The organism is Nonomuraea recticatena, assembly GCF_039533245.1.
Classification (GTDB): Bacteria; Actinomycetota; Actinomycetes; order Streptosporangiales; family Streptosporangiaceae; genus Nonomuraea; species Nonomuraea roseola.
In genome coordinates, this window is record NZ_BAAATE010000028.1 from 81,009 (window position 1) to 99,469 (window position 18,461).

An 18,461-nucleotide genomic window follows, 5' to 3' on the forward strand; every position below is an offset into this window, starting at 1 on the left:
GTCCGTGCGGGCGGAGACGAAGCCGGCACAGCCCGTGCCGGTGGGCACGAAGCCGGCGCGGCCCGTGCGGAAGGACGTCAGGCCGCCGCCTGCGCCGTCGGACACGAGGCCGTCGGACACGAGGCCGTCGGACACGAGGCCGTCGGACACGAGGCCGTCGGACACGAAGTCGTCGGACACGAAGTCGTCGGACTCGCCTCCCAAGACCATCCAGATCCCGAGCCTGGCCCTGGGCGCCCGGATCATGCCGGTCGGTTTCGAGGAGGGCAGGATCGCCTCCCCGCCGCTCAGCGCGTCGCAGCGGGTGGGCTGGTTCTCCATGGGCCCCAAACCCGGCGCGACCGGCGCGGCCATCCTGGTCGGCCACTACGACAGCACCACGGGCCCCGCGGTCTTCTACCGGCTGAGCGAGCTGCGTCCAGGTCGGCTGATCTACGTGACCAGGAAGGACGGCCTGCGGCTGCGCTTCCGCGTCACCAGGAAGGCCACCTACCCGAAGGACGACTTTCCCGGCAGGGAGGTGTACGCCGACCCCGGCCGGCCGGAGCTGCGGCTGATCACCTGTAGCGGGGCGTTCGACACCAGCACCAGGCACTACGTCGACAACACGGTCGTCTACGCGACGTTGATCGGCAAGGGCTAGAGGTCCTGATTGCCGCTGATTCGACCTGCGTGGCGAAGCCAGGTATATTTCTTCCCGCAGGCGCCGCTAGCTCAGTTGGTTAGAGCAGCTGACTCTTAATCAGCGGGTCCGGGGTTCGAGTCCCTGGCGGCGCACAAACAGAAGGCTCAGGTCATGTAAATGGCCTGAGCCTTCTTTTGTTTTCGCCATTTCAGGGCGCCTCCGGCAACCGCTCCGGCTGGAAACGCGAGGTCAGGGGTGCCGGGAAGCCGCTGATCAGCAGCGCTGTCAGGGCGGGCGCTCATCCCTATAAAATCAATAGGGAATGCATGGAAGAGTCAAGGAAGGGCGAAGGTCCATGAGCGTTGCCGGCCAGGGTCCTACTGTCGTGCCCATGTCGATCGATAGGACGTTTCTCCCCACGCCGGAGCGTTCGGTGGCGGCGGTGGTGCCGGCCGTGCCCGGCGAGGGGCACTGGGCGGGAGCGCCCAGCGCGGTGGCCCATGACGGGTGGATCTACCTGGCCTACCGCCTGCGCAGGCCGGTGGGGGAGGGCAGGGGCCATGCCGTCGTGGTGGCGCGCTCGGCCGACGGCGAGCGCTTCGAGACCCTGCTGACGATCACGAAGGAGGAGGCGGACGCCGAGTCCCTGGAGCGTCCGTGGCTGATGCGCACCGCCGAGGGTCGCTGGCGGCTCTACCTCAGCTGCGCCACCCACGGCACCAAGCACTGGCGGGTGGAGGCGCTCGAAGCCGACGACCCGTCCGCCTTCGACTCCAGGCTGCGCACGACGGTGCTGCCGGGCGATCCGAAGACCGGGGTCAAGGACCCGGTGATCGTGCGCAGGGGCGGCACCTGGCACCTGTGGGCCTCCTGCCACCCCCTGGCCGACCCCGCCGAGGCCGACCAGATGGTGAGCGCCTACGCCACCAGCGGCGACGGGCTCTCCTGGACCTGGCACGGCACCGCGCTGAGCGGCCGTCCAGGGGCCTGGGACGCGCGCGGCACCCGGGTGAGCGCGGTCCGCTTCACCAGCGACGGCGTCCTGGCCTTCTACGACGGCAGGGCGAGCGCGGCGGAGAACTACGAGGAGCGCACCGGGGTCGCTGCGGGACAGGACCCGGCGGCGCTGACCCCTCTGGGCGCCGGGCCTGTCGCCTTCTCGCCCCATCACGGTGGCGGGCTTCGCTACCTCGACCTCGTCGACCTGCCGGGAGGAGGGGCGCGGCTCTACTACGAGTACACGCGGGCCGACGGCGCCCACGAACTGCGCACCGAGCTGCGAGCCGCACCGCGCCCCGCCGGCTGATCACCCTCGCGGGGGACGGCCGTTGCGCGACTGCCGCTGGCCGGGAGGGCGGGCCCCGACCAGCCCGCCCGAGCGGTCCCTCGGCCGCAGCCAGTCGCTGAAGTCCTCCCCTGTCACCTGCTGGAGAAGCTCGATGTCGGCGGCGAAGTAGGGGATCAGCCGCCGCCGCTGGTCCCAGGTGAGGGGCCGCCGTGAGACGCCCCTGCGCTGCAGCAGGTGCTCGATCGGTTCGGCCAGCGCCCGGCCCACGCCGTGGGGCAGGACCTGCGCGCACGCCCTGAGCGCGGCGGACAGCAGGCTGTGCCGCCCGCCCGGGTCGGGGGTGGGCGGTCACGTTCTCCCGCGGAGCGTGCGTGAGCAGGCCCTGCTCGACGCCGAGGAAGGCACAGATCCTGTCGAGGGTCTCAACGGGCCTGTCCACCAGGTCCCGGTACCTGAAGACCAGGACCTGCTCGCGCGGGAACAGCGTGAACAGGTGGGCGAGCTGCTCGCCGTACCGGCCGAGCCCGATGTAGTGCCAGAAGTGCGCCCATCCCGCCGAGATCCTGCGCTCCTCCGCGGCGCACGCCCGCACCACGTCGCCGATCGGCTCCAGCCCCGCCGACCACAGGTGGGTCCAGTTGGAGTGCGCCCGCTCGACCGGGTCGCGGAGGATCGCGATGAGCCGCGCCCATGGAACGGTCTCGCGCATGCGGCGCTGGGCGTCCAGGTCGTAGAGGTAGAAGGGGGTGGCCTCGCCGAGAAGGGCGCCTTCGGGCGCGTCGTCGAACAGCGCCTCGTAGTCGGCTCTGCGCCAGACGTGCTCGCAGTAGGTCTGGGCGTCTCCGGGGCCGCCGTGGGAGGGAGGCGGCCCGTCGGTGAGGAAGAACTTGGGCTCCTTGACCCGCGACAGGTGAAGTGCGGGATGCTCGCGGAGCGCGGCGTGCAGGGCAGTGGTGCCGGCCTTCGGGGCGCCGATCACCAGGAAGTGCGGCAAAGGCATCGTCCTCGTCCTTCCTACTCCCTGTCCTTTGTAATCCATGTATAGCAAGTAGGGAATATTGACTTCAGGGAAGGAGGCCCATAGGTTGGCGCCATGAGACAGCGCCTCCTGCTGACCAGGCGCCCGCACGTGGACTTCGGCCACGTCGCCGGCGCGCGGTGTCGTTGACCGCGGATCGATGTCTTCGACTTCCATCCTGCGTGTCCCTCGCGGGGGCACGCCCTTCCTCAGGAGGACCATCCCGTGATCAACGCCGTGCGGCCCAAGACCCCGATCGAGGTGACCCAGGAGGAGCGGTTCCCCGGCGACGTCCACTGGTACGACCTGCCGGACGACGACGTGGAACCCGACGAGGACGACACGCTCCCGCACGGCCCTTCCCAGGTCGTCGCCTGACACCGCCTCGCGGCCAGGCCGGGTGACCGGCACGTCGCGGACGATGCGGCGGCTTCGCCCCCCGGCCATGAGCGCGGAGGACCCGGCGCGGGCGCGCTCACGGCGCTGTGCTTGGATGGCCGCCTAGGGGCCGCGAAGGAGCGAGATGTCTGTGGAATGCCGCCAGGACGGCGCCCAGGGGACCGGCGGCCGGGTGGCGGCAGGGGGAGCGCTGTTCTCCGTCGCGGTGGCGCTCACCGCGCTGAACCTGCGACCGGCGGTGACCAGCGTCGGCCCACTGCTCGACGAGACGCGCGCCTCTCTCGGCGCGAGCGAGACGTGGGCGGGGCTGCTCACCACCGTCCCCGTCCTGTGCTTCGCGGTCGCGGGCCTGATCGCGCCGCTGCTGGCGCGCCGGGCCGGGGTGGGCGCGGCGGTCTCCATCGCGCTGGCGCTGCTGGCGGGCGGGCTCGTGCTCCGCGTGCTGGACGGCTCGCTCCTCATGATCGGGGGGACGCTGGTCGCCGCCGCCGGCATCGCCTTCGCGGGCGTGCTGATCCCCGTGGTGGTGAAGGAGTCCTTCCCTGCCCGCATCGGCTTGATGACCGGCGTCTACACCGCCGCCCTGCAACTCGGCGCCACGCTGGGGTCGGCGCTGACCCCGCCGCTCGACACCGCGCTCGGGGGGTGGCGGCCCGCGCTGGCCACGTGGGCCGCGCCGGCCGTACTGGCGCTGGTGGTGTGGACGGTCGCCGCGCGAGGGGCCGGGTTCGGGGCCGCCGCGCAGGCCGACCGGCAGGGGCGCTCGCTCCTGCGCAACCGGCTGGCCTGGATCATCACCGTGTTCTTCGGACTGCAGGCGCTGCTCGCCTTCGTGGTGATCGGCTGGCTGCCCAGGGTCCTCATGGACGTCGGAGGGGTCAGCCGCGGTGAGGCGGGCTTGCTGCTCGGCCTGCTGGCGCTCCTCGCGTTGCCGATCAGCCTGGTGGTGCCCGCGCTCGCGGCCAGGAGCGGCAGCCAGAGCGGATGGATCGTGGGCCTCGGCGGGTGCGGGCTGGCCGGTCTGCTCGGCCTGCTGCTCGCACCCTCCTTCTCGCCCCTGCTGTGGACGGTGCTGCTCGGTCTCGGGATGAGCGTCTTCTCCCTGGCCCTGACCACCATCGCGCTGCGGGCGCGCACCGGTCAGGACACCGCGAAGCTCTCCGGCATGGCGCAGGGGTTCGGATACCTGCTGGCCGCCGCGGGCCCGTTCCTGTTCGGCCTGCTGCACGATGTCACCGGTGGCTGGACGGTCCCCTTCCTCCTGCTGATCGGCGTGCTCGTGGTCCAGATCGGGGTCGGCGCCCTGGCCGGCCGCCCCCGCTACGTGTAGGGAGCGCTCCTACGCCTCCGGCCAGTGGCGCGAGGCCCCCTGCGGCAGGTGCCGGGTGAACCACTCGCGGGCCAGCGCGGAGACGGCTTCGAGCGCTCCAGGCTCCTCGAACAGGTGCCCCGCGCCCGGCACGACGGCGAGCCGGTTCTCACAGCGCAGCAGCGCCTGGGCGGCTCGGTTCAGCTCGAGCACCTGCCGGTCGTCGCCGCCCACGATCAGCAGCGTGGGCGCCTCCACCTCGGCGAGACGCGCCTCGGCCAGATCGGGCCTGCCCCCTCGGGAGACCACGGCCGCGACATCGGCGCGCGGGACGGCCGCGGCCCACAGCGCCGCCGCCGCTCCCGTGCTGGCCCCGAAGTAGCAGACGGCGACGTGCGGCAGGTACGCGCGCAGCCATTCGGTGGCCTGACCCAGCCTGCCGGCCAGCAGCGAGATGTCGAAGACGTTGGCCCTGTGGGTCTCCTCCGCCGAGGTGAGCAGGTCGAACAGCAGCGTGCCGAGCCCCGCCTTGTGCATGGCGCTGGCGACGTAGCGGTTGCGCGGGCTGGAACGGCTGCTGCCGCTGCCGTGGACGAACACGACGACCGTGCGGGCGCCGCGCGGAACGACCAGCTCACCCGGCAGCGCCTCGTCGCCCGCCTCGATCCACACCTCCTCCGACATCCCCGTGACGCACGAGAGCAGCTCGCTCACCTGCTCCTCGCCGATCTGCGTGAAGTCGGCGTACCACTGGCCGATGGAGGTGAGCGAGCGGGGGGTGAGCACGCACACGACGTCGTCGGCCTCCTGGCGCAGCCGTACGGCGGTGTCGGGAGGGCAGACGGGCGTGGCCACGACGACGCGAGCGGCGCCCTGCGCCCTGGCCACCTGGCAGGCGGCCCTGATCGTCGCGCCCGTGGCGATGCCGTCGTCGACCACGATGGCGGTCCTGCCGGTCAGGTCGACCTTGGGCCGCCCCCTGCGGATGTGCGCGGAGCGTCGCTCGAGCTCGGCCCGCTCCCTGCTCTCCACTGTCGCCATGTCCTCAGGCCGGAGGGCGGCGCCCTTGATGATGTCGTGGTTCAGAACGCGCACGCCGTCCTCGCCGATCGCGCCGAACGCCAGCTCGGGCCTGATGGGCACGCCGAGCTTGCGCACCAGGATGACGTCGAGCGGCGCCCCGATGGCGTCGGCCACCTCGAAGGCGACAGGGACGCCGCCGCGGGGAAGACCGAGGACGACGACGTCCTCACCGGCCAGCGGACGCAGTTTCTCAGCGAGGCGCCGTCCCGCTTCGCTGCGATCGGCGAACATCGGCGTGCTAATTGTTCGCGGGAGCTGCGCTGATGTCGGCGAGGACGGAGCGGGAGTCCCGCTCGAGGGCCAGGTCGCCCAGCGACACCACGCCCACGGGCCTGCCGTCCTCCAGCACGGGGATGCGCCGGATCGCCTTGCTGCGCATGAGCTCCACGGCCTGCTCGGCGTCGTCCTGCGGCGTGACGCAGCTCAGCCCCTCCCTGCTGCACACCTCGCCGAGCGAGGTCCGTCCCGGGTCGCTGCCCTCCGCGATCGCGCGGATGACGATGTCCCTGTCGGTGACGATGCCGAGAAGCCGGTCGTCGTCCACGACGAGCACGTCCCCGATGTGGTGATCACGCATCTGCTTCGCCGCCTCCGCCAGCGTCGCCCCCGACGGCAGAGACACCGGCGCCGGTGTCATGATCTCGCGTACCTTCTGCATCATGGGATGCCTCCCCGTCTCGCGCCCGCGTCCGGGCGTGATGCGGTCGGTTCAGCTGGGCGTGGTGGCCGCGTTCTGGGCGACGTCCATGTTGGCCGTTCCGAGCAGCTGGTAGGTCAGGTCCTGCAGGGCCCGGCCGGCGGCCAGCTCGTCCCCGATGTCGGGGGCGGGCGGGTCGTTGGGATTGCGGTGGGCCTCCCCGTAGCCGGCCAGCCGTCCGCCGGACAGAGTGGCGTGGGCCTTGGTGAGATCGCCCTCTTCGGTGATGTCGATCTGCACGACCCAACGTTTGTCGTTCATGGGTGCGCCTCCTTCTCCTGAGGGGCATCCCTTACCCTCGATGTGGCGCTCATCACAGTACGGAAGGTCCGGGTACGGCAGGTTACGGTCGTTTTCCGGTTCACGCCGAGGGCAGACGTCTCCAGAGGAGTGCCCTGAGGCAGGTGAGCGAACATGCGAGGCCCTGTCATAGCGGGAACCGACGGGTCGCTGGCCGCCCTGCGAGCGGTCGAATGGGCCGCGGAGGAGGCGGTCTTCCGGCGGGCGCCGCTGGTCATCGCGCACGCCATTCCACGCTGGGCCGTCGACATCCCGGTCAACCAGTCGCCCGAGGACGACGAGCGCGCGCGGATCATGCTGGCGGAGGCGGTCTCCATGTCGTGGGCGCGACGCGACGGCCTGGAGGTGACCACCGAGATCCTGGACGGCAGGCCGGAGGAGGCGCTCGCCGAACGCGCGGCCGACGCCCAGCTCCTCGTGGTGGGCAGCAGGGGCGGCGGTGAGTTCGCCTCCCTGCTCATGGGCTCCACGAGCCGCGCGCTGACGGCCCGGCCGCCGTGCCCGACCGTCGTGGTCCGCGAGAGCTCGGCCCACGGCGAGGTCGTGGTCGAGATCACCGGCGCGCACGGGCAGGACCCGGTCCTGGCCTTCGCCTTCGAGGAGGCCGCCCTCCGCGAGGCTCCCCTGAGAGCCGTGCATCCCTGGTCCCACCCGAAGCGGCGCCGGCACGAAGACGACCTGCCCGAGGAGCGCCGCCTGCTGACCGACGTCCTCGCGGGGTGGCGGGGCGCCTTCCCCGACGTGGCGGTGGTCCAGGACCTCCCACACGACCGCCATCGCGAGAGGCTGCTCGTCGAGGCGTCCGAGCGGGCCGCCATGGTGGTGGTCGGGGCGCACGGCTGGCCCGTCGGGCTGAGCACGCCCGCCTCACACACGCTGCTGCGCCGCGCCCACTGCCCCGTCGCGGTGGTCGCCCGCTGACGACCTCTGGCGGGGTCTCAAAGGGCGGCCGGTTTCGCGGCGTACGCGCGATCGTGCGAAGCTGTCTTTGTCCCCAAGACCAGGAGGTCCTGATGGCTGAAACACCAGCGGAACCCGAGCCCACCGAGGCCCCCGAGGAGGAGCTGAAGCGGAAGTTCCGCGAGGCGCTGGAGCGCAAGAACAACCAGCACGCCGACTCGGTCGAAGGCGGCAGGGGGAAGGATCCGTCGAAGATCCATGGCGCGCACGGTCCCGCTTCCAACAAGCGGACCTTCCGTCGTAAGAGCGGCGGCTGACGCCTGGTCTCCAGAGGAGGGTACGGCCTGCCGTACCCTCCTCGGATCTTGTCTGGAGCCGCGAGGGCCGATCGCTGGCCTCGCGGGCAGGCTTGCCACTCTGGCGTAGTTTTCCGCCCCTCCAGTTATAGATATCCATAACCGGCGACATTCCCGACCAACGCTGGAACGTCGGCCCCTCCGGCCCCCTCCTACGCTGTCCCGATCAGCACGACGGCGAGGGAGGTCCCGTGCTCGGACTCGACGACTGCCTGGCCGAGGTCATGGCCATTCCAGGCGCGCTCGACGCGATGGTGGTCGACCACGCCAGCGGCATGGCGGTGGCCGCGACAGGCGCCGACGGCGACGTCGACGCCGCGCGTTCGGCGGCGGCCATCAGCGAGACCCTGCGCGTCACGATGGACGGCCTGGCACAGTCGGCGCCCGGTGGAACGGTCCGGGTCGACGACATGCTCGTCACCACGGACAAGGGCCACCACCTGCTGCGTCCCCTGGAGACGCCGTTCGAGAGCCCGCTGGTCATCTATGTGCGGCTCGACAGGGACAGGGCCAACCTCGCCCTGGCCCGCTTCCGCCTGCAGGCCATCTCCCGTCAGTTGACGATGTGACATGCCTGCGCTGGACATGCTGCTCGCGGGACTGGCCAGAGAGCGGTCGACGGGCGCCCTGCGCGTCGGGCGCTCCGGCACGATCTTCCTGGACGCCGGCAGGGTCGCCTATATGGAGTGCGCCGACACGCCTGGCGCCGAGGACGTCCTCGCCGCCAGCGGCAGGGTCTCCGAGCAGACGCTCGGGGCGGCCAGGCGGGAGGGCGCGGGGAGCAGGCTGGTCGAGGACGCGCGCTCACCAGGGGCGAGCTGCAGCACTGCGTGCTCGGGGCGGTGCTGGACGCCGCCTTCTTCCTGCTCCAGGTCACCGGCTCCAGGCCGAAGTTCAGGCCGGGCGAGCGGCACTGGCTGGGCGGCCAGTGGTTCTTCGAGGTCGAGGCGATCGTCCGCGAGTGCGCCCGCAGGGCCGCGCAGCTGACGGCGATCTGGCCCTCGGCCGAGTTGGACACCGCCCCGGTCTCGCCGGTCAGGCGGCTGCCTGGGCACCGGGTGGTGCTCAGCGACCTGCAGTGGGAGATCCTCATCCACGCCGACAGGGAGGCGACCCCCCTCGAACTGGCCAGACGGCTGGGCAGACCGGGCTACTCGACGCTGCTCGCGGTGCGCAGGCTGGCCGCCGCGGGACTGCTGCACCGTCCCGCCGCCACGGCGCTGCCCCTGCGCGGCGGCCGCCGGGACCACGAGCCGAGGCCGCCGCACGACCCCGACGCTCCCGCGCTGCCTCTCGGGCCGGCGGTGAACGGCGACCCGACCGACCTGAACCTGCTGATCCGGCTGAAGAAGGCGCTGGAGGAGCTGTCGTGAGGTTCCCCTCACTCAGAAGGAGACCACCGGTGGAGCTGCGAGAAGAGGTGCTGAGAGAGATGGTCCTCCTCAGGGAGCGCACCCCCGACATCAGCGGGAGCGTCGCCTGCACGGTCGACGGGCTGCCCGTCGCCTGCGATCTGAACGCGGACAACGCCGAGCAGACCGCGGCGCTCTCCGCCGCCCTGCTCGCGCTGAGCGCGCGCATGGCCGCCATGGCGGGCAAGGGCGCGCTGGAGGAGACGCTCATCTCCGGTACGGCCGGCTTCGCCGCCTTCTATGCGGCGGGCCCCACGATCGTCCTCACAGTCCTGGCCGAGCCCGGAACCAACCTGGGGCTGCTGCGGCTGGAGGGCCGCAAGACGGCGGCGAGCGTGGCCGCCATCGCATCACGCAAGCGGTGACTCACACCCCCGACGGAGGAAAGCATGGCGAGCATGGACGTCTCCCTCAAGGAGATGATGGCGATCGACGGCGCCCTCGGCGCCGTGGTGGTCGACTACGGCAGCGGCATGGCGCTGGGCGCGCTGGGCGGCTCCAAGGACCTGGACCTGCAGGTGGCGGCCGCGGGCAACACCGAGGTGGTCAAGGCCAAGCTGCGCACCATGGAGTCGCTTGGCCTCAAGGACACCATCGAGGACATCCTGATCTCCCTGACCGGGCAGTACCACATCATCAGGCCGATGACCGGCAGGGGCGGGAAGGGACTGTTCCTTTACCTCGCGCTGGACCGCGGGAGGGCCAACCTGGCGATGGCCCGTCACCAGATGCGCGCCATCGAGGAGAAGCTCGAGGTGTGACCCGCGCCTCCCCGTGCCCGCCCTCCGGCGGGCAGGGGGAGGGCTCACAGGCCCTGATTCGTCAGGGAATTTCATGATTTTCTTGGCTAGATCGCATTAATGATCAGAGCGCGCGTATTCCTCTGTTTTTCAGGGGTTTCGGGTGACGCCAACCCGGTTGAATCGTGACGATAAAGGGTAGATCTTCTGCCCGATTCATGGGTTTGCTTTTGCCTTTGGGGTGTTTTGCCCCTAGAGTCCATTGCGTTACCAGCTGGTGACCTTGCCCTTCATCAGGAAGGCAGGCCGGCTGGCGCCGAATCCCGCAGTGCGGGAACCGGGGACCCATCTCATTGGGGTGAATCCGGCCCACGGGCCGGTAGGGCATCTCCACGCCCGAACCCGTCAGCTAACCCGGTAGGCGAGATGGAGAGGACCGAACCCCCATGCACTACCGCCACGCCCCTGTAGCGATGATACCCGCCGCCTGCTGAGCGGCCCCTTTACTTCCCCCTTCCTTCCTCCGCGCTCCGCGTAGCGTCCGTTCGGCCTGTGCCCGGCTACGCCTTTCGCTGATCTCACTTTGAGCGCGGCATTCCCATTGCCTCAAACAAAGGACTTTCATGACCGCCCGCTTCGGCATGCGCGTTTCCGCTCTGCTCGTCACCACCGCCATCACCGTCGGCGCCGGCGCCGCCACCGCTTTCGCCGAGCCCACCGCCCCCGACATCAGCCAGGCCACCGAGCAGCGGACCCTCCTCAAGGGATCCACCACCGCCTCCTACTACTGGGACGACGCCTCCGGCCGCGCCGGTGACACCGGCCTGCCTGCCAGCGGCATCTCGATGCGCAAGGGCCTGGCCGCCAGCCCGAGCTGGCCCCTCATGACCGAGGGCTACGTCGTCTACAAGGGCAAGAAGGCCCCCTTCTTCGTCGGTGACCGCGGTCCCGGCGCCCCCTCGAACAACGGCATCATGCTCGACCTCGACGCCAAGACCTTCGCCGACCTGACCGGCGGCACCTTCAACTCCAGCACGCTGGGCGTGGACGGCAACGGCGGACAGGGCCACATCAAGGTCCAGTACGTCATCACCAAGTGGGGCAACGGCGTGGGCAAGAAGAACCACCCCGTCGCCTTCTCCACCGGCGCGTGGGGCCGCAAGGACACCAACCCGGCCAAGCCTCCGGTGGACGTCCTCGCCGTCGCGGCCAAGAAGAAGGCCGCCGAGGAGAAGAAGGCCGAGGCCGCGAAGGTGGCCGCGCTGAAGGAGAAGGCCGAGCAGGTCGAGGAGCCCAAGGAGGCCGGCAAGGCCGCGGCCATCGCGCCCGCCTCGCTGAACACCGACGCCACCGCTGCGACCACCGCCGCCGAGACCACGTCCGACACCTCCCGCACCGGCACCGCGCTCGCCCTCGTCGGCGGCCTCGCGGTCGTGGGCGGAGTCGGCTACCTGGGCCGCGGCCGGATCCGCAGGGCCGTCCGCCGCTAGGACGGCCTTGCCGTCATGCGGAACAGAATGTCATTCTGTTCCGCATGACGCTCATGGCGAAGAGCAACGGCATCGAGATCGCCTACGACAGCTTCGGCACCCCCGGTGACCGACCGCTCCTGCTGATCATGGGGCTGGGCTCGCAGCTCGTTCACTGGGACGAGGAGTTCTGCGAGCTCCTCGCCGCGAGGGGCCACCACGTCGTCCGTTACGACAACCGCGACGTGGGGCTCTCCACCCATCTCACCGAGGCGGGAGTGCCCGAGCTCGTCCCCAGTGCGGCCGCGCCCTACCTGCTGAGTGACATGGCAGACGACGCGGCCGGTCTCATGGACGCGCTCGGCTGGCCTGCCGCCCACGTGCTGGGCGTCTCCATGGGCGGCATGATCGCCCAGGCGCTCGCCATCGGCCATCCCGACCGGGTGCTCTCGCTCACCTCGATCATGTCCACGCCCGGGCCCGACGTGGGACCGCCCACCCCCGAGGCGATGGCCGCGCTGTTCTCACCGCCCGCTCCCGACAGGCAGACCGCCGTCGAGCGGGCGCTCGAGGTCTGGGCGGTGATCGGCTCACCCGGCTACGAGATGGACCGCGAGCGCATCGCGAAGGTCGCGGGCCTGGCCTACGACCGCGCCTACGACCCCGCGGGGACCGCCCGCCAGCTCGCCGCGATCCTCGCCTCCGGTGACCGTACCGAGGGGCTGGGCGGGCTCACGATGCCCGCACTGGTGATCCACGGCGAGGCCGACCCGCTGGTGCAGATCGCGGGCGGCAGGGCCACCGCGGCCGCCATCCCCGGCGCCACGCTGCTCACCTACCCCGGCATGGGCCACGACCTGCCCCGCCCGCTGTGGGAGGAGATCATGGACGCGGTCACAGCTGTTCAAGGCCGGCCTTCAGCCGCAACAGCAGGCTGAGCTCGGCGGGCTCGTGGCGCACGTCGGTGCCTGGCGGCTTGGCCGAGCGCCTCGGCAGGGCGGGCGCGCGCCTCGGCTTGACCAGAAGGTCGGCCGCCGCCAGCTCCCTCACCGCCAGCAGGACGGTGAAGGCCGTCCTGTCGAGCCTTCTGGCCAGTTCGAGCGGGGTGGCGGCGCCGTCGGCGTGCACGAGCACCTCCCACTGGCGGTCGGTCAGCGAGACCCGCTCGCCCGGCAGCCGTGGGACGGGGACCACGGGCGCGGCGTCGAGCTCGTCCGAAGGCCAGACCTGGTCGAGCTCCGCTGTCCTGCGCCCGCACTCCTCGATCAGTTCGCCGACCTCGAAGTGCCAGTGGGGGCCCAGCCAGTGGCGCTCGCTCGGGCGGAACTTCGGCCGCGCGTGGTCGAGCCCGAACAGCAGCAGGGCCGAGTCGAGCACGGTCCTGCGCAGGGCTTCGGCCAGCTCCTCGCGGGTCAGCAGGCCCTCGCTGAACAGCGGCTCGCCGCCCTCGCGCCTGGCCACGGCGCGCTCCATGTCGGCGGTGCTCACCCTGCCGCCACTGGTCAGGAGCTCCTCGACGCCCGGCGTCTCGGCGCTCTCCATGTAGGTCACCTTGCCTTCGAGCAGGTAGACCACCCCGGATCTGCCCACGCGCAGGGCACCCGACGAGCAGACCCCCGCCAGCCCGGTGAGGAGGCTCTCCAGCGGACGCACCGAGCCAGGCTATGAAGGCTTCGGCCGCGCCGGAAGAGGGGGGTAGAGGATATGTTCCTCTCGGGAGGGGAAAAGGCTCACCGTATAGAAAAGATCACTGTGCGTGATCGATGGCCTCGCGGCTCCCCACGATGCGCCCGACGTTCTGCTCGGCCCAGCGCGTGACGGCGGCGACAGGCTCGTGCAGCGAGCGTCCGAGCTCGCTGAGGGTGTACTCCACCCTGGGTGGCACCTCGGCGAAGACCTTCCTGGTCAGCAATCCGTCGTACTCCATGGCGCGCAGCGTCTGGGTCAGCACCTTCGGGGTGACGCCGCCGACGCGCCTGCGCAGCTCGGTGAAGCGCATCGGTCCTTCGGCCAGGCTCAGCAGCACCAGCACCGACCATTTGTCGCCGATGCGGTCGAGAACCAACCTTGTCGGGCAGTTCGGGTCGAAAGCATCGCCAGTATCCATAAGGTACCTATAGCACGGTGAAGTAATCGGTATCAAACGGATACCATCGAGGTCATGAAGATCCTACTTTTCGGCGCCACCGGCATGATCGGTCAGCGCATCGCGGCGGAGCTGGGCAATCGCGGTCACCAGGTCACAGGAATGAGCAGGTCGGGCCCGGTCAAGGGTGACGTGGCGCAGGCGGGCGAGCTCGCCAGGGGCTACGACGTGGTGGTCTCCGCCATCGCCCCGCCGCGCGACGGCTCCGAGCCCGAGGCGCCCTTCCTGGCCGCGAACAGGGCCCTCATCGACGGCGTCCGCGCGGCGGGCGTGAGGCGGCTGCTCACGGTGGGCGGCGCGGGCGGCCTCGAGGTCGCGCCGGGCGTCAGCCTCGTCGACACGCCCGGCTTCCCCGAGATCTACAAAAAGGAGTCCCTCGCGGCGCGGGCCGTCTACGAGCAGCTCTACCGGAAGGTCGAGGACCTCGACTGGACCTACGTCGCCCCCGCCGCGGAGATCGCCCCCGGCGACCGGACGGGCGTCTTCCGCCTGGGCGGCGACCAGCTGCTCACCGACGCGGACGGCAGGAGCTTCATCACCGCCGAGGACTTCGCGGTGGCCGTCGCCGACGAGGTGGAGAGCGGCGAGCACCCGCGGCGCAGGATCACCGTCGCCTACTGATCCTCTTCGGGAAGGAGCGCCTTCTCGTCGGGCTTGTGGACCAGCACGGTGTCCACGTACGACTTCACCGCGGCGGGCAGGCCCACGTCGCCGCCCGCCGTCTCCGAGAGGTACCAGCGGTGGTCGAGCACCTCGTGGAAGAGCTGCGCCGGCTCCAGCTTGCGGCGCAGCTCCTCCGGGATGGCCTCTATCGTCGGCTGGAAGACCTCGGCCAGCCACCTGTGCGCCACGATCGCCTCGTCCTCGTGCCGCAGGCCCCTGGCCACGCGGAAGCCGTCGAGGTCGTTCAGCAGCCGCCGCGCCTGGTTCTCCTCGGTGTCGAGACCGGTCAGGCGCAGCAGGCGGCGCTGGTGGTGGCCGGCGTCGACGACCTTGGGGCGCACGATGAGCCGTCCCGTGCCGACCTTGCGCCGCACCATCATCTCGGCCACGTCGAAGCCGAGGAGGTTGAGGCGGCGGATGCGGTTCTCCACCTTGTGCCAGTCGACCTCCTCGATGATCTCGTCCTGCGTGATCTCCTCCCACAGCCGGTGGTAGCGGGAGGTGATCTGCTCGGCGGTGTCGAGCGGGTCGATCGAGGGGTGCAGCAGCCCGCCTGCCTCGAGGTCGAGCATCTCGCCGAACAGGTTCATGTAGGCGATCTCGATGTCGTGCAGGCGCTGGCCCTCGCTGATCATCGGGTGCATGTCGCCGGTCTCGGCGTCGACGAGGTAGGCGGCGAAGGCCCCCGCGTCCCTGCGGAACAGCGTGTTGGACAGCGAGCAGTCGCCCCAGAAGAAGCCGTTGAGGTGCAGCCGGACCAGCAGCACGGCAAGCGCGTCGAGCAGGCGGGTGAGAGTGTCGGGGCGCAGGGTGCCCGACATGACGGCCCTGTAAGGGAGCGAGAACTGCAGGTGCCTGGTGATGAGCGCGGAGTCGAGCCCCTCGTCCCTGCCCGTCACGTACGCCACGGGCTCGACCGCGGGCGCGTCCAGCCTGGCCAGGTCCCACAGCAGCCGGTACTCCCTCTTGGCGTACCGCTCGCTGATCTCCTTGATCGCGTAGACCTTCCCGCCGAGCCTGGCGAAGCGCACCACGTGGCGGGAGATACCGCGTGGCAGGTCCACAAGGTGGCGGGCGGGCCACTCTTCCAGGGGGAGCTCCCAGGGGAGGCAGATGAGGTCGGGGTCGCCGAGCGCACCGGTGATCTGAAGCGGCATTTCATCAGGATATGGTGCGGAAGGTGGACGAGTTTCTGACCTGGTACTTCACCCGTAACCCCATCTCCGCGACACTGCTGGGCGCCGAAGGCTACGACCGCACGCTCGGCGACTTCACCGAGGACGGCCTGCTGAACTACGAGCGCGAGCAGGCGGGGTGGCTGGAAAGGCTCGCGACGTGGGAGACCCCCACCGTCGACGACGAGATCGACCGTGACCTGGCCGTCTCCCAGCTGCGCGGCGACCTGGCGCTGGCCGCGTGGCCGTGGTGGCGCAGGGATCCCAGCGCCTACCTGGCCGGCGTCTTCGCCTCCCTGTTCGTGCCGTTCCAGCGGGCGCTCAAGCCGGAGTCCGAGCTGGTCGAGGCGGCGATCGCGCAGCTCGGCGAGGTGCCGGACGTGCTCGCGGCCTGCCGCGTCAACCTCGAGCCCGAGCTGGCGGCCGACCTGCAGGTGCAGCGCGCCCTCGGCCAGGCCCGCACCGCGAGGGGGCTGCTGACGCAGACCATCCCCTCGATGATCGACGACGCCGTCCTGAGCTCCAGGTTCGCCGTGGCGGCCGAGCCCGCCGCCCGCGCCTTCGACGGCTTCGTGACCTTCCTCGAGGGCTTCGAGGCCCGCGGCAGCTGGCGGATGGGGGAGAAGCTCTACACCACGCTGCTGACCGAGCGGGAGCTGCTCGGGTACGGCGCGGCGGGCCTGCACGAGCGAGGCAGGCAGCAAGTGGCGCTGCTCGACGCCGAGATGCGCGAGGCGGCCCGCAGGCTCGACGGCTCTGACGACTGGCGCGCGGCGGTGGCCGTCCTCGCCGACAACCACCCGCCGACCCTGGAGGCGATGCGCGCCGAGTACGAGGCGGAGACGCAGCGCGCCCGCGAGTTCGTCCGCGAGCGCGACCTGGTCACCTTCCCCGAGGGCGAGGAGTGCCTGGTGCTGCCCTCGGCCGCCTACAACAGGCCGATCCTGTCCGTCGCGCACTACATCTCGCCGCCCCCGCTGACCAGCTCGCGGCGCGGCTACTTCTTCGTGCCCTACACCCCCGACGGCTTCACCGACGAGCAGGTACGGCAGCGCCTGCGCACCAACAGCCGCTTCCAGATGCCGGCGATCTCCGTCCACGAGGCCTACCCCGGCCACCACTGGCACCTGGCGCACAAGGCGGGCAACCCCAGGACGATCCGCAAGGTGTTCAGCACGCCGTACTTCAACGAGGGCTGGGGCCTCTACGTCGAGAAGATGATCAACGAGCAGGGCTACTTCGACACCCCGGCCACCGAGCTGGGCTACCTGGACGCCCGCATCTTCCGCGCCGCCCGCATGGTGGTCGACACCGCGCTGCACTGCGAGGAGATGTCCATCGAGGACGCCGAGGCGTACATGCTGGCCAACTCCTCGCTGTCGCCCGAGACCGCCAAGGGCGAGGTCAACCGCTACTGCGCGTGGCCCACCCAGGCTCCCTCCTACCTGACAGGCGCGATCGAGATCGAGCGGATCGGCAAGGCGTTCAGCGGGTCGCTCAAGGAGTTCCACGACAGGATCGCGGGCTCGGGCAGCCTGCCGCTCGGCCTGGCCGAGAAGGCCGCGCTCAGCGCCTAGCGCGAGAAGCCCGCGCTCAGCGCCTGGAGAAGGCCGCGCTCAGCGCCTGGGAAAGACGGGCGGGTTCGCCGCCCGCTCGACGACGGCGGCCAGCTGTTCGTCGGTGAGCACCACCGGCTTGCCGACGGACAGCCCCCGCACGTAGACCTCGCACAGCCACTCGAGCAGCCGGGTGGCCTCGAAGGCCTGCTCCAGCGTGGCGCCGATGGTCACCCCTCCGTGGTTGGCCATCAGCGCCGCCTGCTTGCCCTCCATCGCCGTCCTGATGTTGGCGGCCAGCTCGGGCGTGCCGTAGGTGGCGTACTCGGCGACCTTCACCACGCCGCCGAGCAGCAGGGCGTTGTAGTGGACGGGTGGCAGCTCGGTCATCGTGGTCGCCACCACCGTGCCGAAGACGGCGTGCGTGTGCACGACGGCCTGCGCGGTGGTGCTCCCGTAGATCGCCAGGTGCATCGGGGTCTCCGAGGAGGGCTGCAGCTCGCCCTCGACCAGGTAGCCCTCGACGTCGACGACCGGGCACATCTCGGGGGTCAGCCGGTCGAGCGCGACGCCCGAGGGCGTGACGGCCACCAGGTCGCCGTGGCGCGCGCTCAGGTTCCCCGAGGAGCCGAGCACCAGTCCAAGCTCGACGGCGCGCCCGCCGTACTCGCAGAGCTGCTGCCTGAGCTGGTCGATGGCGGTCACAGTGCCTCCAGGGTCGTGGTCATGATGCGCTCCAGCTCTGCCCTGCCCAGCCGGCCAGGGTAGAGCAGCGAGCGCAGGCTCAGGCCGTCCACGAGGGCCAGCAGCCGTTCGGTCAGGTCGTCGAGGCCCTCGTCCGCGCGGATCTCCCCGGCCGCGCGCGCCTCCTCCAGCAGGCGCCGTACGGCGGCGCGCAGCTCGGCCGCCTCCGCCCTCTGCACCTCGGCCAGCCGCTCCACGGCGAGACTCCTGCTCCAGAAGCTGATCTCCAGCCGGGTCTCCTGCGCCCGCTCCTCGTCGAGCGGCAGGTTGTCCATCAGCACCTCGCGCAGCGCCGCCAGCCCGCGCGCGTCGCCCACCCGCTCGGTGATGCGCGCGCGGATGCGGTGATGGGAGTCGCGCAGCGCGGACAGAAGGATCTCGTCCTTGTCGGCGAAGTAGTGGGCCAGCACTCCGTTGGAGTAGCCCGCCTCCTTGGCGATCGCGCGGGAGGTGGCGGCGTCGATGCCGTCGCGCACGATGACGGCGGTCGCGGCGGACAGCACCTCGCGGCGGCGCTCGTCGTGGTCAACGATCTTCGGCATGGTTCCAGCATATTGACTTTTTATTCGGACGTCTGTCTA

General features: G+C 70.8%; 24 protein-coding genes, 1 tRNA gene, 1 pseudogene and 1 riboswitch. Of the genes and pseudogenes, 15 read left to right on the plus strand and 11 right to left on the minus strand.

The genetic code is table 11. The annotated features are described in order from the left end of the window. Positions 1–246, minus strand: a 246-nt coding sequence (locus ABFX50_RS37605; protein ID WP_346153442.1) for a hypothetical protein, incomplete at its 3' end; no start/stop codon positions are given. Between ABFX50_RS37605 and ABFX50_RS37610 the strand changes: the two genes are divergently transcribed. The 3 genes from ABFX50_RS37610 to ABFX50_RS37620 all read left to right on the plus strand — a co-directional run bounded on the left by ABFX50_RS37610 (position 242) and on the right by ABFX50_RS37620 (position 1,931). Then, positions 242–643, plus strand: coding sequence for a class F sortase (locus ABFX50_RS37610; protein WP_346153440.1), 402 nt, complete (start codon positions 242–244; stop codon positions 641–643). The genes ABFX50_RS37605 and ABFX50_RS37610 overlap by 5 nt on opposite strands. A 60-nt stretch (positions 644–703) precedes the next feature. Further along, a tRNA-Lys gene (locus ABFX50_RS37615) sits at positions 704–777 on the plus strand. A gap of 239 nt (positions 778–1,016) precedes the next feature. Beyond that, positions 1,017–1,931 (plus strand): glycoside hydrolase family protein, encoded by a 915-nt coding sequence (locus ABFX50_RS37620; protein WP_346153347.1) that lies wholly within the window; start codon positions 1,017–1,019, stop codon positions 1,929–1,931. Here the strand turns inward: ABFX50_RS37620 and ABFX50_RS37625 are convergent, their stop codons facing one another. Together ABFX50_RS37625 and ABFX50_RS37630 are read right to left on the minus strand one after the other, a co-directional pair. Further along, the gene (locus tag ABFX50_RS37625; RefSeq protein ID WP_346153444.1) at positions 1,932–2,180 is read right to left on the minus strand and encodes a hypothetical protein; all 249 of its coding nucleotides are present in this window, start codon (positions 2,178–2,180) and stop codon (positions 1,932–1,934) included. A 178-nt stretch (positions 2,181–2,358) separates the two neighbouring features. Then, a pseudogene (locus ABFX50_RS37630) lies at positions 2,359–3,153 on the minus strand (hypothetical protein); the annotation flags it as partial. Between the two features lie 3 nt (positions 3,154–3,156). On the opposite strand from ABFX50_RS37630, the gene ABFX50_RS37635 reads away from it, so the two are divergent. Next, on the plus strand, positions 3,157–3,309 hold the full coding sequence (locus tag ABFX50_RS37635; protein ID WP_346153349.1) for a hypothetical protein: 153 nt from the start codon (positions 3,157–3,159) through the stop codon (positions 3,307–3,309). A gap of 145 nt (positions 3,310–3,454) precedes the next feature. Then, positions 3,455–4,660 (plus strand): MFS transporter, encoded by a 1,206-nt coding sequence (locus tag ABFX50_RS37640; protein ID WP_346153350.1) that lies wholly within the window; start codon positions 3,455–3,457, stop codon positions 4,658–4,660. Positions 4,661–4,669: 9 nt separating this feature from the next. Here the strand turns inward: ABFX50_RS37640 and ABFX50_RS37645 are convergent, their stop codons facing one another. The 3 genes from ABFX50_RS37645 to ABFX50_RS37655 are packed head-to-tail and all read right to left on the minus strand — an operon-like array spanning position 4,670 to position 6,680. After that, on the minus strand, positions 4,670–5,953 hold the full coding sequence (locus tag ABFX50_RS37645) for a phosphoribosyltransferase family protein (RefSeq protein WP_346153352.1): 1,284 nt from the start codon (positions 5,951–5,953) through the stop codon (positions 4,670–4,672). 7 nt (positions 5,954–5,960) lie between these two features. Continuing rightward, entirely contained in the window at positions 5,961–6,383 is a 423-nt protein-coding gene (locus tag ABFX50_RS37650) for a CBS domain-containing protein (RefSeq protein WP_346153353.1), read from the minus strand. A gap of 48 nt (positions 6,384–6,431) precedes the next feature. Beyond that, entirely contained in the window at positions 6,432–6,680 is a 249-nt protein-coding gene (locus ABFX50_RS37655; protein ID WP_183656753.1) for a DUF1876 domain-containing protein, read from the minus strand. A gap of 153 nt (positions 6,681–6,833) precedes the next feature. Here ABFX50_RS37655 and ABFX50_RS37660 point away from each other — a divergent pair, with 153 nt between their 5' ends. The 8 genes from ABFX50_RS37660 (at position 6,834) to ABFX50_RS37695 (ending at position 12,534) form a co-directional block, all read left to right on the plus strand. After that, on the plus strand, positions 6,834–7,640 hold the full coding sequence (locus tag ABFX50_RS37660) for a universal stress protein (RefSeq protein WP_346153355.1): 807 nt from the start codon (positions 6,834–6,836) through the stop codon (positions 7,638–7,640). Positions 7,641–7,732: 92 nt separating this feature from the next. Next, entirely contained in the window at positions 7,733–7,936 is a 204-nt protein-coding gene (locus ABFX50_RS37665) for a DUF5302 domain-containing protein (RefSeq protein WP_183656759.1), read from the plus strand. Positions 7,937–8,166: 230 nt separating this feature from the next. Next, the gene (locus ABFX50_RS37670) at positions 8,167–8,544 is read left to right on the plus strand and encodes a roadblock/LC7 domain-containing protein (RefSeq protein WP_346153357.1); all 378 of its coding nucleotides are present in this window, start codon (positions 8,167–8,169) and stop codon (positions 8,542–8,544) included. Positions 8,545–8,661: 117 nt separating this feature from the next. Next, on the plus strand, positions 8,662–9,348 hold the full coding sequence (locus tag ABFX50_RS37675; RefSeq protein WP_346153359.1) for a hypothetical protein: 687 nt from the start codon (positions 8,662–8,664) through the stop codon (positions 9,346–9,348). A gap of 29 nt (positions 9,349–9,377) precedes the next feature. Then, entirely contained in the window at positions 9,378–9,752 is a 375-nt protein-coding gene (locus ABFX50_RS37680) for a roadblock/LC7 domain-containing protein (RefSeq protein ID WP_346153361.1), read from the plus strand. A gap of 24 nt (positions 9,753–9,776) precedes the next feature. After that, a complete protein-coding gene (locus ABFX50_RS37685; RefSeq protein ID WP_183656771.1) occupies positions 9,777–10,148 on the plus strand; it encodes a hypothetical protein in 372 nt (123 codons plus the stop codon). A gap of 283 nt (positions 10,149–10,431) precedes the next feature. Next, positions 10,432–10,566, plus strand: a riboswitch (cyclic di-AMP (ydaO/yuaA leader). Between the two features lie 184 nt (positions 10,567–10,750). Continuing rightward, positions 10,751–11,617, plus strand: a complete 867-nt coding sequence (locus ABFX50_RS37690; RefSeq protein ID WP_346153363.1) for a hypothetical protein — start codon at positions 10,751–10,753, stop codon at positions 11,615–11,617. Positions 11,618–11,661: 44 nt separating this feature from the next. Continuing rightward, positions 11,662–12,534, plus strand: coding sequence for an alpha/beta fold hydrolase (locus ABFX50_RS37695; RefSeq protein ID WP_346153365.1), 873 nt, complete (start codon positions 11,662–11,664; stop codon positions 12,532–12,534). On the opposite strand, the gene ABFX50_RS37700 is transcribed toward ABFX50_RS37695, so the two are convergent. After that, positions 12,491–13,249: a DUF4388 domain-containing protein gene (locus ABFX50_RS37700; RefSeq protein ID WP_346153367.1), complete on the minus strand. Its 759-nt coding sequence runs from the start codon at positions 13,247–13,249 to the stop codon at positions 12,491–12,493. The two genes, ABFX50_RS37695 and ABFX50_RS37700, sit on opposite strands and share 44 nt — an antisense overlap. A 94-nt stretch (positions 13,250–13,343) precedes the next feature. Then, a complete protein-coding gene (locus ABFX50_RS37705) occupies positions 13,344–13,703 on the minus strand; it encodes a winged helix-turn-helix transcriptional regulator (RefSeq protein ID WP_346153368.1) in 360 nt (119 codons plus the stop codon). Positions 13,704–13,757: 54 nt separating this feature from the next. On the opposite strand from ABFX50_RS37705, the gene ABFX50_RS37710 reads away from it, so the two are divergent. Next, complete coding sequence (locus ABFX50_RS37710) at positions 13,758–14,363, plus strand: NAD(P)-dependent oxidoreductase (RefSeq protein WP_346153370.1); 606 nt, start codon at positions 13,758–13,760, stop codon at positions 14,361–14,363. Here the strand turns inward: ABFX50_RS37710 and ABFX50_RS37715 are convergent. After that, positions 14,357–15,562 (minus strand): DUF4032 domain-containing protein, encoded by a 1,206-nt coding sequence (locus ABFX50_RS37715; protein WP_346153372.1) that lies wholly within the window; start codon positions 15,560–15,562, stop codon positions 14,357–14,359. The genes ABFX50_RS37710 and ABFX50_RS37715 overlap by 7 nt on opposite strands. Before the next feature lie 23 nt (positions 15,563–15,585). Here ABFX50_RS37715 and ABFX50_RS37720 point away from each other — a divergent pair, with 23 nt between their 5' ends. After that, positions 15,586–17,157 (plus strand): DUF885 domain-containing protein, encoded by a 1,572-nt coding sequence (locus ABFX50_RS37720; RefSeq protein WP_346153374.1) that lies wholly within the window; start codon positions 15,586–15,588, stop codon positions 17,155–17,157. Between the two features lie 39 nt (positions 17,158–17,196). Here ABFX50_RS37720 and ABFX50_RS37725 read toward each other — a convergent pair whose 3' ends face one another. Both ABFX50_RS37725 and ABFX50_RS37730 read right to left on the minus strand, forming a co-directional pair. After that, positions 17,197–17,841, minus strand: a complete 645-nt coding sequence (locus ABFX50_RS37725) for a class II aldolase/adducin family protein (RefSeq protein ID WP_312895845.1) — start codon at positions 17,839–17,841, stop codon at positions 17,197–17,199. Next, positions 17,838–18,422 (minus strand): TetR/AcrR family transcriptional regulator, encoded by a 585-nt coding sequence (locus ABFX50_RS37730; protein WP_346153376.1) that lies wholly within the window; start codon positions 18,420–18,422, stop codon positions 17,838–17,840. The genes ABFX50_RS37725 and ABFX50_RS37730 overlap by 4 nt, the downstream gene beginning before the upstream one ends. Positions 18,423–18,461: the final 39 nt, after the last annotated feature.

Excerpts from the sequence above, each read along its gene's own strand:
- ABFX50_RS37620 (WP_346153347.1), top strand. The coding sequence starts at position 1,017 with ATGTCGATCGATAGGACGTTTCTCCCCACGCCGGAGCGTTCGGTGGCG.
- ABFX50_RS37640 (WP_346153350.1), top strand. The coding sequence starts at position 3,455 with ATGTCTGTGGAATGCCGCCAGGACGGCGCCCAGGGGACCGGCGGCCGG.
- ABFX50_RS37645 (WP_346153352.1), bottom strand. The coding sequence starts at position 5,953 with ATGTTCGCCGATCGCAGCGAAGCGGGACGGCGCCTCGCTGAGAAACTG.
- ABFX50_RS37650 (WP_346153353.1), bottom strand. The coding sequence starts at position 6,383 with ATGATGCAGAAGGTACGCGAGATCATGACACCGGCGCCGGTGTCTCTG.
- ABFX50_RS37655 (WP_183656753.1), bottom strand. The coding sequence starts at position 6,680 with ATGAACGACAAACGTTGGGTCGTGCAGATCGACATCACCGAAGAGGGC.
- ABFX50_RS37660 (WP_346153355.1), top strand. The coding sequence starts at position 6,834 with ATGCGAGGCCCTGTCATAGCGGGAACCGACGGGTCGCTGGCCGCCCTG.
- ABFX50_RS37665 (WP_183656759.1), top strand. The coding sequence starts at position 7,733 with ATGGCTGAAACACCAGCGGAACCCGAGCCCACCGAGGCCCCCGAGGAG.
- ABFX50_RS37685 (WP_183656771.1), top strand. The coding sequence starts at position 9,777 with ATGGCGAGCATGGACGTCTCCCTCAAGGAGATGATGGCGATCGACGGC.
- ABFX50_RS37690 (WP_346153363.1), top strand. The coding sequence starts at position 10,751 with ATGACCGCCCGCTTCGGCATGCGCGTTTCCGCTCTGCTCGTCACCACC.
- ABFX50_RS37695 (WP_346153365.1), top strand. The coding sequence starts at position 11,662 with ATGACGCTCATGGCGAAGAGCAACGGCATCGAGATCGCCTACGACAGC.
- ABFX50_RS37705 (WP_346153368.1), bottom strand. The coding sequence starts at position 13,703 with ATGGATACTGGCGATGCTTTCGACCCGAACTGCCCGACAAGGTTGGTT.
- ABFX50_RS37710 (WP_346153370.1), top strand. The coding sequence starts at position 13,758 with ATGAAGATCCTACTTTTCGGCGCCACCGGCATGATCGGTCAGCGCATC.
- ABFX50_RS37715 (WP_346153372.1), bottom strand. The coding sequence starts at position 15,562 with ATGCCGCTTCAGATCACCGGTGCGCTCGGCGACCCCGACCTCATCTGC.
- ABFX50_RS37730 (WP_346153376.1), bottom strand. The coding sequence starts at position 18,422 with ATGCCGAAGATCGTTGACCACGACGAGCGCCGCCGCGAGGTGCTGTCC.